Source organism: Tsukamurella sp. NPDC003166 (assembly GCF_040611135.1).
Lineage (GTDB): Bacteria > Actinomycetota > Actinomycetes > Mycobacteriales > Mycobacteriaceae > Tsukamurella.
Genome location: NZ_JBEXNL010000018.1, coordinates 78,069 through 91,362, shown reverse-complemented (window position 1 = coordinate 91,362; position 13,294 = coordinate 78,069). Strand labels below are relative to the sequence as shown.

At 71.3% G+C, this 13,294-nt stretch carries 14 protein-coding genes; 7 read left to right on the top strand and 7 right to left on the bottom strand.

Translation table 11 applies throughout. The annotated features are described in order from the left end of the window. Nucleotides 1–393: 393 nt before the first annotated feature. Nucleotides 394–1,647, bottom strand: a complete 1,254-nt coding sequence (gene serS, locus ABZX10_RS18480; protein ID WP_355543111.1) for a serine--tRNA ligase — start codon at nucleotides 1,645–1,647, stop codon at nucleotides 394–396. An 86-nt stretch (nucleotides 1,648–1,733) separates the two neighbouring features. On the opposite strand from serS, the gene ABZX10_RS18475 reads away from it, so the two are divergent. Genes ABZX10_RS18475 through deoD form a run of 3 tightly spaced genes read left to right on the top strand, consistent with a single transcriptional unit; the run spans nucleotide 1,734 to nucleotide 3,807 of the window. After that, complete coding sequence (locus tag ABZX10_RS18475; protein ID WP_355543108.1) at nucleotides 1,734–2,741, top strand: septum formation family protein; 1,008 nt, start codon at nucleotides 1,734–1,736, stop codon at nucleotides 2,739–2,741. Nucleotides 2,742–2,743: 2 nt separating this feature from the next. Beyond that, nucleotides 2,744–3,088, top strand: coding sequence for a metallopeptidase family protein (locus ABZX10_RS18470; protein ID WP_068573609.1), 345 nt, complete (start codon nucleotides 2,744–2,746; stop codon nucleotides 3,086–3,088). A gap of 11 nt (nucleotides 3,089–3,099) precedes the next feature. Beyond that, nucleotides 3,100–3,807, top strand: a complete 708-nt coding sequence (deoD, locus tag ABZX10_RS18465) for a purine-nucleoside phosphorylase (protein WP_355543103.1) — start codon at nucleotides 3,100–3,102, stop codon at nucleotides 3,805–3,807. A gap of 6 nt (nucleotides 3,808–3,813) precedes the next feature. Here deoD and ABZX10_RS18460 read toward each other — a convergent pair whose 3' ends face one another. Together ABZX10_RS18460 and pheA are read right to left on the bottom strand one after the other, a co-directional pair. Next, nucleotides 3,814–4,443: a histidine phosphatase family protein gene (locus tag ABZX10_RS18460; RefSeq protein WP_355543100.1), complete on the bottom strand. Its 630-nt coding sequence runs from the start codon at nucleotides 4,441–4,443 to the stop codon at nucleotides 3,814–3,816. After that, complete coding sequence (gene pheA / locus ABZX10_RS18455) at nucleotides 4,440–5,372, bottom strand: prephenate dehydratase (protein ID WP_355543097.1); 933 nt, start codon at nucleotides 5,370–5,372, stop codon at nucleotides 4,440–4,442. Before pheA ends, ABZX10_RS18460 begins: the two co-directional genes overlap by 4 nt. Nucleotides 5,373–5,466: 94 nt before the next feature. Here pheA and ABZX10_RS18450 point away from each other — a divergent pair, with 94 nt between their 5' ends. Further along, nucleotides 5,467–6,438: a hypothetical protein gene (locus ABZX10_RS18450; protein ID WP_355543094.1), complete on the top strand. Its 972-nt coding sequence runs from the start codon at nucleotides 5,467–5,469 to the stop codon at nucleotides 6,436–6,438. Between the two features lie 8 nt (nucleotides 6,439–6,446). On the opposite strand, the gene ABZX10_RS18445 is transcribed toward ABZX10_RS18450, so the two are convergent. After that, entirely contained in the window at nucleotides 6,447–6,851 is a 405-nt protein-coding gene (locus tag ABZX10_RS18445) for a hypothetical protein (protein WP_355543091.1), read from the bottom strand. 90 nt (nucleotides 6,852–6,941) lie between these two features. On the opposite strand from ABZX10_RS18445, the gene ABZX10_RS18440 reads away from it, so the two are divergent. Then, nucleotides 6,942–7,676 carry a DUF2470 domain-containing protein gene (locus ABZX10_RS18440; RefSeq protein ID WP_355543088.1) on the top strand — a complete coding sequence of 245 codons (735 nt, stop codon included), beginning with the start codon at nucleotides 6,942–6,944 and terminating at the stop codon, nucleotides 7,674–7,676. 620 nt (nucleotides 7,677–8,296) lie between these two features. Next, nucleotides 8,297–8,890: a DUF559 domain-containing protein gene (locus ABZX10_RS18435; protein WP_355543085.1), complete on the top strand. Its 594-nt coding sequence runs from the start codon at nucleotides 8,297–8,299 to the stop codon at nucleotides 8,888–8,890. A 16-nt stretch (nucleotides 8,891–8,906) separates the two neighbouring features. On the opposite strand, the gene ABZX10_RS18430 is transcribed toward ABZX10_RS18435, so the two are convergent. Together ABZX10_RS18430 and ABZX10_RS18425 are read right to left on the bottom strand one after the other, a co-directional pair. Beyond that, entirely contained in the window at nucleotides 8,907–10,436 is a 1,530-nt protein-coding gene (locus ABZX10_RS18430; protein WP_355543082.1) for an MFS transporter, read from the bottom strand. Further along, nucleotides 10,433–10,999 (bottom strand): TetR family transcriptional regulator, encoded by a 567-nt coding sequence (locus ABZX10_RS18425; RefSeq protein WP_355543079.1) that lies wholly within the window; start codon nucleotides 10,997–10,999, stop codon nucleotides 10,433–10,435. Before ABZX10_RS18425 ends, ABZX10_RS18430 begins: the two co-directional genes overlap by 4 nt. Before the next feature lie 78 nt (nucleotides 11,000–11,077). Between ABZX10_RS18425 and ABZX10_RS18420 the strand changes: the two genes are divergently transcribed. After that, nucleotides 11,078–11,773 (top strand): hypothetical protein, encoded by a 696-nt coding sequence (locus ABZX10_RS18420; RefSeq protein WP_355543076.1) that lies wholly within the window; start codon nucleotides 11,078–11,080, stop codon nucleotides 11,771–11,773. On the opposite strand, the gene ABZX10_RS18415 is transcribed toward ABZX10_RS18420, so the two are convergent. Then, entirely contained in the window at nucleotides 11,774–13,234 is a 1,461-nt protein-coding gene (locus ABZX10_RS18415) for an NCS2 family permease (RefSeq protein WP_355543073.1), read from the bottom strand. It abuts the gene before it with no gap. Between the last annotated feature and the right edge of the window lie 60 nt (nucleotides 13,235–13,294).

The following is a 13,294-nucleotide window of genomic DNA, read 5'->3' as shown; positions in this document are numbered from 1 at the left end:
TTCAGATTCCAGATCAGTACCCGCCGGATCGGCCAAACCATCCACGCCCACTGGGACGAGGCGAGAGTCGTCTTCGCCGACGTTGATCACGTCGTGCTCGCCGAGCACCCCTGGCCACCCGCAGGGACCGTCTACGTTCGCAGCGGCATACCCCAAGGACGACCCCGCAAGCCGAAACCGTCACCGAAGTCCTGAGACACCAACCGTCACCAATGTCCTGATGCAGAACTGTCACCCATGTCCCGAGACATCACACCCTTTCCGGACGACCCTCGGATTCTGTCCGCAACGGACACCTCGTCCGAATCGGACAGGAATCGAGGGTCGACGGCGTGAGCCTACCCACATGACGCCGGCCTCCTGGTCGGCGGCTTCGGCAGATCCGGCCGGGCGCTACGGGCGCAGCACGTCCGTCCCGATGAACGGCTGCAGCGCTGCGGGGACGCGCACGGAACCGTCGGGCTGCTGGTGGTTCTCCCAGATCGCGACGAGCCAGCGCGTGGTGGCCAACGTTCCGTTCAACGTGGCCGCGACCTGCGGCCTACCGTCGGAATCGCGGTACCGGATGCCCAGGCGGCGGGCCTGGAACGTGGTGCAGTTCGACGTCGACGTGAGCTCGCGGTAGCGCCCCTGCGACGGCACCCAGGCCTCGCTGTCGAACTTCCGCGCCGCCGACGAGCCCAGGTCGCCCGCGGCCACGTCGATCACCCGGTAGGGCACCTCGACGGCGGCGAGCATCTCCTTCTCCCAGTTCAGCAGGCGCTGGTGCTCCGCCTCCGCGTCCTCGGGCTTGCAGTAGACGAACATCTCGATCTTGTCGAACTGGTGCACGCGGATGATGCCGCGCGTGTCCTTGCCGTACGAACCGGCCTCGCGCCGGAAGCAGCTCGACTGCGCGGCGTAGCGGACGGGGCCGTCGGACAGGTCCAGGATCTCGTCCATGTGGTAGCCGGCCAGGGGCACCTCCGAGGTTCCGACCAGGTACAGGTCGTCGGCCTCGAGGCGGTAGATCTCGTCGGCGTGCGCGCCGAGGAAGCCGGTGCCGGCCATGACCTCGGGCTTGACCAGCACGGGCGGGATCATCAGCGTGAAGCCGTTCGCCACGGCCTTCTGCACCGCGAGCTGCAGCAGCGCCATCTGGAACAGCGCGCCGTGGCCCTTCATGAAGTAGAACCGCGAGCCCGAGACCTTCGCGCCGCGCTCCATGTCGAGCAGGCCCAGGCCCTCGGCGAGCTCGAGGTGGTCCTTCGGGTTCTCGATCTCGGGGATCTCGCCCACGTGCTCGAGCACCACGAAGTCGTCCTCGCCGCCGGCGGGCACGCCGTCGATGATGATGTTGCCGATCCTCCGCGCGAGAACGTCGAAGGCCTCGTCGGCGCGGGTCTGCTCGGCCTCGGCCTCCTTGACGCGCGCGGCGAGCTCGCCGGCCGCGGCCACGAGGGCCTTGCGGTCCTCGGGCGCCGCCTTGCCGATCGACTTCGACGAGGCCTTGTGCTCGGCCCGCAGGGTGTCTGCCGCCAGCACCGCGGCCCGACGGTCCGCGTCCGCGGACAGCAGGGCGTCGACCAGCGCCGGGTCCTCTCCACGAGCGCGCTGCGAGGCGCGGACACGGTCGGGGTTCTCGCGTACCAGCTTGACGTCGATCACGATCACCAGCCTATTACGGCACCGTCGCCCCACCCCAATTGATATCTGCGCGCCCGCCCGGCCCGGGCCGGGCATGATGGGAGGCGATGGCCGATGACACCGATACCCAGTCCGCGCCCGCCGAGAAGCGCAGCCGCGCCGGAGCCCTACCCGTGCGCGCCGTTCTGGCCGCGGTGATCGTGGGCGCCGTCGCGATCGGCGGCGTGCTCTTCCTCACCGGAGCGTTCGAACCGAAGAACGAGGAGAAGGGACCGCGGCTCGTGGCGAGCGGCACCGTCCTCGCCCGCTCGAAGCCGGGTACGTGCCTGACCTGGGACAAGGATCCGACGACGATGGCGCCGGTCGACTGCCTCGAGTCGCACAGGTTCGAGGTCGCGGGCGAGCCCGCGCGCACGCTGCCCGAGAACGCGCCGTACCCCACGGAATCGGCGATTGCGGCACAACGCGACCAGCTGTGCCCGCCCGTGGTCACCGAGTACCTCGGCAAGCGGCTCGACCCGATGGGACGGTTCCAGACGAACCTGCTCACCGCCGGCCAGAAGGCGTGGGAGGCGGGCGATCGCACCATGCGCTGCGGCATCCAGGTGGCCGACGGTGCCGGCAACGCGCTCGAGACCAAGGGCAAGGTGGTCAACCAGGACCAGTCGCTGACCTGGCCCCCCGGCACGTGCATCGGCCTGAGCGATCGAGGGAAGCCGACCGGCCCCATCGAGTGCACGAAGCCGCACGCGCTCGAGGTCACGTCCGTGATCGACCTGCGGCAGGCGTTCCCGGACGCGTCGTGGCCCACGAAGCAGCAGCAGGAGGACTACCTGGGCCGGATCTGCCCGTCGCGCACGACGGGCTGGTTCGGGTCGCAGGACGGGCTGCGCACGTCGGGGCTGCAGCTGGCGTGGAACACGCTGTCGCAGCCGTCGTGGACCGCGGGTTCCCGCTCGGTGATCTGCTTCCTGGCGTCGTCGAAGGACACGGTGACGTACACTCCGATCACCGGCTCGGCGAAGTCCCCCGGCCTGCTCATCGACGGCAAGCCGCCGGTCATGCCCACCTTCCCCGGCGCGAAGCCGGCCGCGCCCTCGACCGGGCCGAGGTAGCCGTGCACGTCTCCCGCCGCGCGTTCCAGGAGTGGGTGTCCGACGCCCTCGACGATGTTCCACCCGAGCTCGCGACGGCGATGGACAACGTGGTGGTGCTGGTCCGCGACCGCAACGAGGACGAGCCGACGCTGCTCGGCCTGTACGAGGGCATCGCCCTCACCGAGCGCGACTGGAACTACGTGGGCACCCTGCCCGACACCATCACGATCTACCGCGAGGCGCTGATGGACATCTGCGACACCGAGGAGCAGCTCCGGCGCGAGATCCGCGTGACCGTACTGCACGAGATCGGCCATCATTTTGGAATAGACGACCACCGACTCCACGAGTTGGGCTGGGCCTGAAAGGAATCCACATGCCGACCCCGCACAACTCCGCCGCCCCGGGCGACTACGCTCCCGCCGTCCTCATGCCCGGCGACCCGCGCCGCGCCCGCCGCATCGCGGAGACCCTCTTCGACGACGCCCGCCTCGTCAACGAGGTCCGCGGCATGGAGGCCTACACGGGAACCGTGGGCGGGCGGCCGATCTCGGTGATGGGCTCGGGAATGGGCCTGCCCACCATGACGATCTACGCGACGGAGCTCTACCGGGAGTACGGCGTGCGGCGCATCATCCGGGTGGGTACCTCCGGCGGCTACCAGGACGACATGACGCTCGGCGACGTGATCATCGCGACGGCGGCGCACACGGATTCGGCGATCAACGACCCGCGCATCCCCGGGGTGCGGTTCGCGCCCGCGGCGTCGTACCCGCTGCTCCGCGCCGCCGCGGACGCCGCCGACCGAGCGGGCACTCCGGTGCGGGTGGGACCGGTCTACTCCTCGGACCACTTCTATCTGGCCCGCTCGGGCCTGCACGATGGCCTGCGCGATCACGGTGTGCTCGGCGTCGACATGGAGACGGCCGCGTTGTACGCCGTCGCCGCGGCGGAGGGCCGCGAGGCGCTCACCGTCCTGACGGTGACCGATCACATGTTCCGCGACGAGGCGCTCGCGCCCGAGGACCGCGAGAACGGCTTCGCCGCCGCAGCCGCCATCGCGATCGCGGCCGCGTTCAGCTGACGTGCCCTAGCCCATCGGGTCCAGGTGCGACGGGGCGTCGGCCCAGCTCACGAGCTCCCAGCCTGCCTCCCCGACAGGGCGGAGCACGATCTCGCCGGTGTTCGGCAGATGATGCTTGTGGGCGTAGGCACCGTCGACCCCGGACAGGCGGAAGCCGGCGAGCCGGATGGCGGCCCCGTGGCTGACCAGGTAGGCGTCGCCGTGCGGGAGGTGCTCGGTGCGGATGGCGTCGACCGCGGGGAGGTAGCGGGCGAGCAGATCGTCGGCGGATTCGCCGCCGGGCATCGCCGCCGTGGATTCGCCCGAGTACCAACGCTTCACGACGTCCTGGAAGACCGCGATGGAGTCCTCGTCGTTGAGCCCCTCCAGGTCGCCGGCCTGCACCTCGTGCACCCCGTCGACCACTGCCGTCGACACGCTCCACACCTCGGCGATGTGCCCGGCGGTCTGCTGCGCCCGGCGCGCGACGGAGCTGAGCAGCACGGCGGGCGCCGCGTCCGGCCGCGCGGCGCCGAACGCCCGCGCCTGGTTCACACCCTCGGGCGTGAGCGGCGCGCCCGGCGGGCGGGTGTCGAGGATCCGCGCCACGTTCGCGGTGGTCTGGCCGTGCCGGACCAGGTGCAGCAGCCCCGTCATCGCTCGCCCCTGCGCAGCCCGTCGAACCAGGCCTCGGAGTCGCCCGGGTCGACGGGGGCCGTCCCCGGCCCGCCCGGCCGGGGCCAGGACCCCAGGAATCGGAGCTCGTCGCACACCCGGTGCAGGGCGCGCAACGCCTCCCCCACCGCGGGGTCGTCGACGTGGCCGACGCAGTCGAAGTGGAAGACGTAGCTGCCGAAGACCGTCCGCTTCGGGCGCGACTCGATGCGGGTGAGATCGACGCCGCGCAGGGCGAACTCGGCCATCGCGAGGGCGAGCGATCCGGGCCTGCTGGGCACGTCGATCACCACGGCCGTGCAGTCGCTCCCGGTGCGCTCCGGAGCGGGGCCGGGCTTGCCGCACAACACGAACCGGGTGCGGGCGTCCGCCACGTCGGCCACGCCCGTCGCGACCTCGGGCACTCCGTACATCCGCGCGGCGAGCGCGGTGGTCACGCCCGCGTCGACGCGCCCCTCGGCGACGTCGAGCGCGGCGGCGGCGTTGGAGGCGGCCGGAACCACCTGCGCCTGCGGCATGTTCGCGGCCAGCCACGCGCGGACCTGCGCGGCGGCGACCGGGTAGGCGCCCACCGTGCGCGCCTCGGTGAGCGACCCCCGCGAGGCGATCGAGAAGGCGACCGCGAGGTCCGTCTCGGCGAAGATCTGCAGCGGCGCACCGAAGCCCAGCGCGTCCAGCGTGGGCGTCACCGGACCCTCGACGGACGACTCGATGGGCACGCAGGCGAGGTCGGCGGCACCGTCGGACACCAGCTGGAGGGCGGCCACCTGACTGGGGGCGCTGATCCGCTCGGCCCCCACGAGGTCGAACCCGGGCACCGACATCGCCCCCCGCGCGGCGAGGTCCTGGCACTGGAGCAGCGCCATCTCGGTGAAGGTCCCCTCGGGTCCGAAGTAGGCGATGCGCGTCACGCCACGAGCCTAGCCGAGAACCCCCGCCACCCGCGGTGACCGACCTGCACCCAATTCAGTATAGTGACTCAGTTCTTGCAGAAATGGGGGCGAGATGTCGCACGACGACAACCCGCTGGATCGGATCAGTTCCGGGCCGGCGCCGACGGGGCCGAGCCCGTGGCGGTCGAATCGGATGCCGACCGGCAGTCCGTACGCGAACGGGCTCTACGGCACGGGCGAGGTCCGGAACCCGCGGCGCCTCGGCCGTTCCGGGTGGATCACCCTGATCATCGCGGTCGTGCTCATCGCCGGCGCCGTCACCTGGGCCGCCGTGTCGACGCCGGACCGGTCGGATCTCGCCTCGCCGATCGGCACCGCGACGTCCCCGCCCCGACCCCCGAGCGTCGGCCAGGTGACGGGGAGCTCCGTCTTCACCACCGCGCTCGTCTCGCCGCCGGGCTGCGCCCTTCCTCCGCTCGCGACGACCCGCGAGTCGATGGAGGCCTTCGCGCGCGCCGGCACCGTCTGCCTCGAGGCGGTGTGGGGCCTGCGGGCCGCGACGGTCCGCCCGTTCAGCGCCCCCGACGACGTGCCACCCGGCCCCGGCTGCTTCGCGGGCGAGCCGATCACCACCTTCGGGACCTGCAACGATGACATCTACCTGAACGTCGACGCCGCGATCGAGGGCGCCGGCAACCAGGGGCCGCACCTACTGCAGTGGCTCTCAATGGCCGTCGCCGACCGCGCCGAGAACCGCGCCGGCACCGCCGCCGACGCCGCCGCGCTGATCCGCTCCGTCGACGGCGCGAGCCCGCTCGGCATCGAATACCGCAAGCGTGGCCACGCGCAGACCCTGTGCCTGGCGGGCGCCACGATGCAGCGCCTGGTGGACCACGGCATCACCCGGGCCGACATCGGCCAGGCCTCGGCGCAGTCGCGGACCTGGACCCTGCTCGGCGACGGCACGGACGGCCCGAAGGTCCGGGCGGCGACCGCGCAGCAGTGGTTCGACCGCGGCAGCCTGTCGCCGACGCAGGAGGTCTGCCGGACCGCGTGGACGGTCCCCGCCGACCAGGTCTCCTAGCTCGGCCGCTACCGCAGCCCGAGCGCGCGCAGGCGGTCCGTCACGGCCTGCGGGTCGGGCGCGACGATGTGCCGCAGTCGCTCCCGGACGGCGTCCTGCGCCATCGGGTTCAGCGCGGCCAGGCGCGCCTCGTCGGGGGCGGTCGCGGCGGCTTCGATGTCGTCGCCCGTCAGCGCGGCGACGGTCGCGCACAGCACGGCGATCGCCTGCTCCGCGTCGAGTACGGCGATCTCGAAACCCGGCCCGTCGTCGTGCACGCCGCGCACGAGGAACTCCGCGAGCGCGGTCTTCCCGCCGGGCCCGTCCGGCGCGTAGGCGCAGCTCTGCAGGCCCGACGGTGCCGCCACGGCCAGCCCGTCGACCAGGGACATCGGCTCGCGCGGCGGCGCCAGCAACTCCAGTTCGATTGCCATCTCCTCGACCCTAACCCTTGCCCGGGGTTGCCTCCAGCATTAGGTTAGGGTTACCTTCATGGCCACAGTCATCGAGCGAGAGGAGCCGTCATGAGTGCCCCCACCATCGTCGAGCCGACCCCGGCCGAGCGCGTCCGCACCGTCGCGGCCGTCCCCCACGCCGCCGTCCTCGTCGCGGACGGCTACGAGCCGATCACGCTGGCCCTGCATCACGTGCTCGGTGACCGACTCGTCGTGGCCGTCCCCGACGACGCGCCCTGGCTCGAGGGCGTCCGCGCCATGGTCGAGATCAACGACATCTCGCCGCTGGCGCTGCGCGAGCGCACCCGCTCCCTCGTCTGGCTCTCCGGCCGGCTGTCCGAGGTGGCCGACGGTGCCGCGCTCGCCGCCCGGGTCGCCGTCGAGAATCCGCTCGAGGCACTGCTCGACGTGGGCAACGGCACCCGCCTGCTGGTGCTGCCGATCGAGAACGCCGTGCTCGCCGACACCGCCGGCGCGTCGTCGGTGTCCGGCTCGGAGCTGGCGCAGGCGCAGCCGGATCCGTTCGCCGGCTACGAGTCCGCGTGGCTGGCCCACGTCGAGTCCGGGCACCCCGAGATGGTCGGGCAGCTCGCGCGCCGCCTGCCGGGCAAGCTCCGCAACCACCGCATTCGGCTGCTGGGCATCGACCGGTTCGGCATCCGCCTGCGCGCCGAGCACCACGAGCTCTCCGATGTGGACGTGCGCCTGAACTTCGCGCAGCCCGCCGACGACATGGTCGCCCTGCAGCGCGGCATCCGCATCCTGCTGGGCTGCCCGTTCCTCAACGGCCTGCGCGCGAGCTGATTCGCCTCACGATGTCGGGTTGTCGTGCGCGGCGAGCGCACATACCACTTCCGCCCCGCAGAAACCCGAGATTGTGAACCACCTCGGCGCTCGAGGACGTTTCATACGCGAACTGGGGATGGCCGGGCATCTCGGCGGCGTTGCGGTGTGACCGACGGGGCACCGTTGCGCCATGGATCTGATCGCACTCATCGCCGAGCACGCCGACGCCGGCGTCATCTCCCGGACACGGCTGATCGCGCTCGGTGCCGACGCGCGCGAGATCAGCAAGCTGCGGCACGCCGGCATTCTTCGTCGTGATCCGTCGGGGCTGGTACGCGACCGCCGGAGCGGACCCCGCAGTCGTCGCCGCGGTGCGCAGCGGAGGCGCCCTGACCTGCGTCTCCGCGGTGAAGTTCACCCCGGGCGTGTGGGTTCCGCCGGGGATCACGCGAACTCACATCCGCTGGCCGGAACACCTCGCTCCGCCTGCTCGGGCGAAGGTGGGCCGAGCAAAGGCCGGCCGGGCGGCGGCTGGGCGGACGAAGGCAGGCCGCGGAGTGCGACAGCGAGCGAGCCACGGGACGGCGGCCTCGCCGGGTACGACAGACAGGCGTGGCCGCTGCCACTCGCACCGAGGGGTGAGCACGCCGACACGGGCGATCGACCCGCTGGCCGTGGCGCTGCAGCACGCGGCGCACTGCCTCTCGGACGACTACGTGGTGGCGGTCCTGGACTCCACGCTGCGGATGCCGAACCCGTACAGCGAGGCGGATCTGCGGGAGATCTTCGAGGGCGCACCGCAGCGGGTGCACAGGCTCCTCGACCGGCTGGATCCGCTCGCGGGCTCAGGTACCGAATCCGTCACCCGGATCCGGCTGCAGAACGCGCACCTCACGGTGCGCAGCCAGGTCGAGATCGAGGATCTCGGCCATGTCGACCTCCTCGTGGGCGAGCGACTGATCGTGGAGTGCGACAGCAAGGAGCATCACAACAACGAGCAGCGCACAGAGGACAACCGGCGCGACAGGATCGCCGTCCTGGCCGGCTACCGGGTGCTGCGGTTCGACTACGACGACCTGCTCTTCCGCTGGGACGCGGTGTTCGCGGAGATCATGACCGTCGTGCGCGCACGTCGCCACCGCGCGCCGCGGCGCAGGCCGCTCACGATGTCGGCGTCCAGCGCGTCGGACGTGCTCCTGCCACCTCCGGATCACCAGGACCCGACATCGTGAACACCTGGGCCCGCGATCAATGCGCCTGCTGCGTGATGTCGGTGCCCTTCGGGGTCAGCGCGTACACGCCGACCGCGACCGCGAGCAGGATCACCCCGCCGACCAGGCCGGTGGTCTGCAGCGAGGCGGTGAAGCCGGTGGTGGCGTGCTCGGCGAGCGCGGGCAGGTGCGCCTGCTGCGCGATCGCCATCGCGGCGCCCAGGGATTCCCCCGCCGCAGAGGCGATCGCCGCGTCGACGCCGGGGATCGAACCGAAGTCCGCGTCGGCCGTGTAGAGCATCGCCGCCACGCTGCCGAGGATCGCGACGCCGAGCACGTTGCCCAGGTCGTACGAGGTCTCCTCGAGTGCGGCGGCATTGCCCGCCTTGTCCTCGGGCGTGCCGGACATGATCATCGCGGACGCCACCGTCATGCCGCCCATCCCGATGCCGACCAGGATCAGCGGCGCCACGAGGGCACCGTAGTCCAGGTTCGTGGGAGCCGCGAGGAGGACCATGCCGACGGACGCCGCCACCAGGCCGCCGGCGAGCACCACCCGCGCGCCCCGCACATTCGCCAGCAACGGCGCGGCCAACGACGCGACGACCGCGGCCAGCGCGACGGGCAGCAGCCGCACCCCCGTCTCGATCGGCCCGTATCCCGCCACCAGCTGCATCCACTGCGCGAGCAGTAACAACGCCGCGGCCATCGCGAACATGACACCGAGCGCGGCGACGATCCCCGCGGAGAACTGCCGCCGCCGGAAGAGCCGCAGGTCGAGCAGCGGGTGCTCCCGGTGCAGCGACCGCCGGACGAACAGCGCGAGCACCACGACCGCGAGCAGCAGAGCCGCCAGCCCCGGACCCGACAGCAACGTGTGGTCCTTCGCGAACCGCTTGATCGACCACACCAGGGCCACCATGCCGGCGATCGACATGAGCGCGCCGAGCCAGTCCCAGCCGCCGCGCGCGGGGACCCGCGACTCGGGCAGCAGGAAGACGCCGATGATCAGCACGGCCACCATGATCGGGACGTTCACCATGAAGGCAGCGCGCCACGAGAAGTTCTCCAGCAGAACACCGCCCACGATCGGGCCGACCGCGGCACCGACGCCCGAGACCGCGGCCCACAGGCCGAGCGCCTTGGCCCGCTCGGCGGGATCAGTGAAGATGACCCGCAGCATGGTCAGCGTGGTGGGCATGATCATCGCGCCGCCCACGCCGAGGGCCGCGCGCAGGACGATCACCTGCGCAGGGGTCTCCGCCCACAGCACGAGCGCCGAGGCGACGCCGAAGACGACGTAGCCGAGCAGCAGCATCCGCTTGCGCCCGAACCGGTCCCCCAGAGAGCTGGTGGAGACCAGGAGCCCGGCCAGCACCAGCGAATAGACGTCGATGATCCAGAGCTGTTGCGCCGCACTGGGTCGCAGGTCGGCCGCCAGGTCCGGCACGGCGATGTTGAGGATCGTCATGTCCACGGTGATGACGAGCAGGCTGGCCGAGAGCAGCAGGGACGCGGCCCAGCGGCGGGCCGCGGAAGCCACGATCGGGGTCTGGAGGTCGGTCATTGCGTCGTCTCCTGTCGTGGGATCCACAGCGCGGTGATCGCGCGGTCGAGCAGTTCCTTGGCAACCGGCTGCGCGGTCAGGGCGGTGTGCATGGTCGCGCCGTCGGTGAACATCGCCACCGCGTCGGCGCTCTCCGGGGTGATGTAGCGAGCGAGCATCGCGATGAAGTTCGTCGACCAGTGGACCCCCAGCGCTGTGAACTCCGGATGCAGCGGCCCCGCGCACGTCACGGCGAAGTCGGCCCCGACGAGCTGGGGGTCGCACAGGTACCGGTGCAGCGCCGCGACATAGGCCGACGGGGACGCCCCCTCCCGGACGAAGACGGCCTCCAGTTCCGCGAGCCACTCCTCGGCCTCAGCGATGAGCGCGGCCAGCGCCGCGGCCCGCAGGTCGTCGAGGGTCGCGAAGTACTGGGTCGTGGATCCGAGCGGGACGCCCGCGCGGGCGGCCACCTTCCGATGGGTCAGCGCATCCGGCCCCTGCTCGACGACGATCGCAGCAGCAGCATCGACGATCTCGCGCCGCCGGCGCTCGGGGTCCCGGCGACGCGGTGCCTCGGTCATCTCCACCCTCCTGACGTACGTTTGTACATGTACTTTTGTACATTAGCGGCCTCGGCGGACGCAACCTACACTGGCGAAATGAGCGACGAACCGGGGCACGAGACGCCCACGCCGGCCCCCGCGACCGGCGGCAAGCCCGCACAGAGGTCCTGGTCGGATCATGCGAACGAGGTCGGCCAGTACGCCGGTGAGGTGGCCGGGCGCGCGGGCGCCGCCGCGAAGGTCGGGCTGCGCCGGCTCGTGGGCGTGATCGGCGTCGTCCTGCTACTGGTGATCGTGTACTTCGTGGGTGCGGCGTTCATCCCGCGCTGGTGGGGTAACACCGTCGGGAACTGGGTGGACAACAGCTTCTCCCGCGGCATCGGCTACGGCCTGGCCTTCGGGCTCGTGTGCACTGCGGTCCCCGTCTGGCTCCTCGCGTACGGACTCAAGCAGATCCGCAACCACCCCGCCGTGTCCGCCGTGTGCGGGTTCCTCGCCGTGGTGGTCGCGATCCCGAACCTGATGACCGCGAGTATCGCGATGGGCATCAGCGGTGCCGCGCACGCCGGCCAGCGCTCGATGGACGTGCGCGCGCCCGGATTCCGCGGCGCCACGCTGTGGGGCTCGATCATCGGCGCGATCGTCGCGCTGGCCGTCGTCATCGCGATCGTCGTCTGGACGCGCGGCCGTGAGCAGCGCAAGATCCAGAAGGCGGCCGACAAGGCCGCGGCGAAGCAGGCGAAGGCCGACGCCAAGGCCGCCGCGCGCGCCGAGAAGCGCGGCGGCGCCTGATCAGATCCCGAACAGGTTCTCGATCGGCGTCTTCGCGAAGTACAGCAGGAACAGCGCGGCCACGATCCACAGCAGCGGGTGGATCGCTCGCCACTTGCCGCGCGCCACGGCCATCACCACCCAGGTGATGAAACCGATGCCGATGCCGTTCGCGATCGAGTAGGTGAAGGGCATCGAGACCACGGTGAGGAACACCGGCAGGGCGATGTCGAACCGCGACCACTCGATGTCGCGGAGCTGGCCGATCATCATGGCGCCCACGATCACCAGCGCCGGCGCCGCGGCCTCGGACGGCACCACCTCGTAGAGCGGGGTGAAGAACATGGCGAGCAGGAACAGCACGCCGGTCACGATGTTCGCCAGGCCCGTCCGCGCGCCCTCGGCGATGCCGGACGCCGACTCCACGAACACGGTGTTCGACGACGCCGAGGCGCCGCCGCCGACGATCGCGCCCGCACCCTCGACCGCCAGGGCCTTGCCGATGTTCGGGACGGAACCGTCGTCCTTCATCAGCCCGGCCTCCTTGGTGAGGCCGGTGATGGTGCCCATGGCGTCGAAGAAGTTCGACAGCACCAGCGCGAACACCAGCACCGACGCCGCGAGCACACCGATCCGGGTGAACGCACCGAACAGGTCCACCTCGCCGACCAGCGAGAGGTCCGGGGCGCCGCCCAGCGAGGACGGGAGTTCGGGGATGTTCAGGCTCCAGCCGTGCGGATCCTTGAACGACGGTCCGAGGCCCGCCACCTTCTGCACGATCAGGGCGACGATCGTGGTGACGACGATGCCCAGCAGGATCGCGCCCGGCACCTTGCGGACCACGAGGATCCCGATGAGCAGGACGCCGAAGACGAACACCGCCGTCGGCCACGCGGCCACGGAGTTGCCGATGCCGAGGCCGACGGGCACCGTCGTCCCGGCGGCGTCGGGGATGCGCCGGACGAAGCCCGCGTCGACCAGGCCGATGAACGCGATGAAGCAGCCGATGCCCGCGGCGATGGCCGCCTTGAGCTCGGCGGGGATCGCGCGGAACACCGCGGTGCGGAAGCCCGTGACACCGAGGATCACGATGATGACACCGTCGATCACCACCAGGCCCATCGCCTCGGGCCAGGTGACCTGCGGCGCGATGGTCACCGCGAGCAGGCTGTTGACGCCCAGGCCCGCGGCGATGCCGAAGGGGTAGTTGACGATCAGGCCGAAGGCGATGCTCATGACACCCGCGGCGAGGGCGGTCACGGCGGCGACCTGCGCGGTCGGCAACACATGGCCGAGCACGTCGACGTTCTTCGTCTGCCCGACGACGCCGCCGATGATGATCGGGTTGAGCACCACGATGTAGGCCATCGTGAAGAACGTGACGAGGCCGCCGCGGAGCTCGCGGGGCACCGTCGAACCGCGCTCGGAGATGTGGAAGAACCGGTCGAGCGGTCCCAGGCGGGACTCGGTGGGAGCGGACACGCGTGTTCCCCTTCGGGCGGTGGGCTTCGATCGCGCGAATCGTACAACGCCCCCGCTAGG